The 1,608-nt window shown below is 68.0% G+C and carries 1 protein-coding gene; it reads left to right on the top strand.

The features are described 5' to 3' along the window. Positions 1-50: 50 nt before the first annotated feature. Entirely contained in the window at positions 51-1,463 is a 1,413-nt protein-coding gene (locus ACYVAQ_RS23325) for an IS1380 family transposase (RefSeq protein ID WP_460793006.1), read from the top strand. Positions 1,464-1,608 lie beyond the last annotated feature (145 nt).

Raw genomic sequence — 1,608 nt, 5'->3', positions numbered from 1 at the left:
AACTTGGGATTGCTGAAGTCTCAAGGTCCCTAGCGGAAGGCACTCCGTAGGTGAAGCGTAACCGTGTCCCGAGTCTGGTTCTCGATCCTGTCCGCGAGTCGCTGATCTCGTCCTCGGGCGCGCTGTTGCTGAGCGAAGCGATCCGGGTTGGTGGCCTGGATCGCGGCCTGTCCCGAGCACTCGCGGCGTGGCGACCGACGCGGGCTGCACACGATCCGGGCAAAGTGCTGCTCGATGTGGCGACCGCGGTCGCGCTCGGTGGCGACTGCCTCGCGGACGTCGCCGCCCTGCGTTCCCAACCGCAGGTGTTCGGCACGGTCGCCTCCGACCCGACCATCTCAAGGATCTTCGCAACGCTCGCTGCCGACGTCGATGCGGCGGTGAGCGCGATCCGGCAGGCACGAGCCGACGCCCGCGCTGCAGTGTGGTCCCGTCGCCGGCCACTGGCCGGCATCGCAGGTCGCCGTGATGGTGGGCAGGTGATCGTTGACATCGACGCCACGCTGGTGACCGCCCACTCGGACAAGGAAGGCGCTGAGCCGACCTTCAAACGCGGGTTCGGGTTCGCCCCGATGTGCAGCTTCGTCGACCACGGCCAGCACGGCACCGGCGAACCGCTGGCGCTCGACCTGCGGCCGGGGAAAGCCTCACCGTGGAACAAGGACGACCACATCACCACCCTCGAGGCTGCTCTGGCCCAGCTTCCCGAACACGAGCGTGGTCAAGTCCTGGTCCGCGCCGACACCGGCGCCTGCTCGAAGATGTTCCTGGGCCACATCACCGATCTGGGATTGGAGTACTCGATCGGTTTCCAGGCCCACGAGACGGTCAAGACAGCCATCGAAGCGATCCCCGAGCAGGCCTGGCGAGCCGCGGTCGACGGCGACGGCGAACCCCGCGACGGTGCGCAGGTCGCCGAGCTCACCGCATGGATGCCAGCCCCGGTCAAGGTTCAGAACCGGACCGCCCGCCCGGGCCCCAAGGACTGGCCAGCAGGGATGCGAGTGATCGCTCGCCGTGAACGCCCCCACCCCGGCGCCCAACTACGACTGACCGACCACAACGGCTGGCGGATCACCTGCTTTGCTACCAACACCCGCGGGCCGGGCTGGACCCTGCCCGCGCTCGAGGTCCGACACCGCCAACGCGTCCGCTGCGAGGACCGCATCCGATGCCTGAAAGACACCGGTCTGCGGAACCTGCCTTTCGCGTCCTACGCCAAGAACCGGATCTGGCTCGAGGTCGTCGCACTCGCCGCTGACCTGCTCGCCTGGACCCAGACCCTCGCCTTCGACCACACCGAGCCAGCCCGCCGCTGGGAACCCAAACGGCTCCGATTCCGGATCCTCGCCGTCGCCGGACGCATCGTCCGCACCGGCCGGCGAAGACGCCTCCGACTCCCACGCGACTGGCCCTGGAACGAGCTCATCGACATCGGCTGGCACACGCTCCGTACCGCCTGACCCGGCACCACCGCAGACACCGACAACCAAGGACCGGAGAACCGGCGACACCAACGCCGGCAATCAGCCACGCCATACCAGCACCGCAGCGACCGCCATGCAGCCAAACCTTCAATCCCCCAGCCAGACGAAACATCGAGGCTAG

The organism is Nocardioides maradonensis (assembly GCF_054777115.1).
The sequence above is the reverse complement of the archived record's forward strand: the minus strand, read 5'-3'. Positions and strand labels throughout refer to the sequence as shown.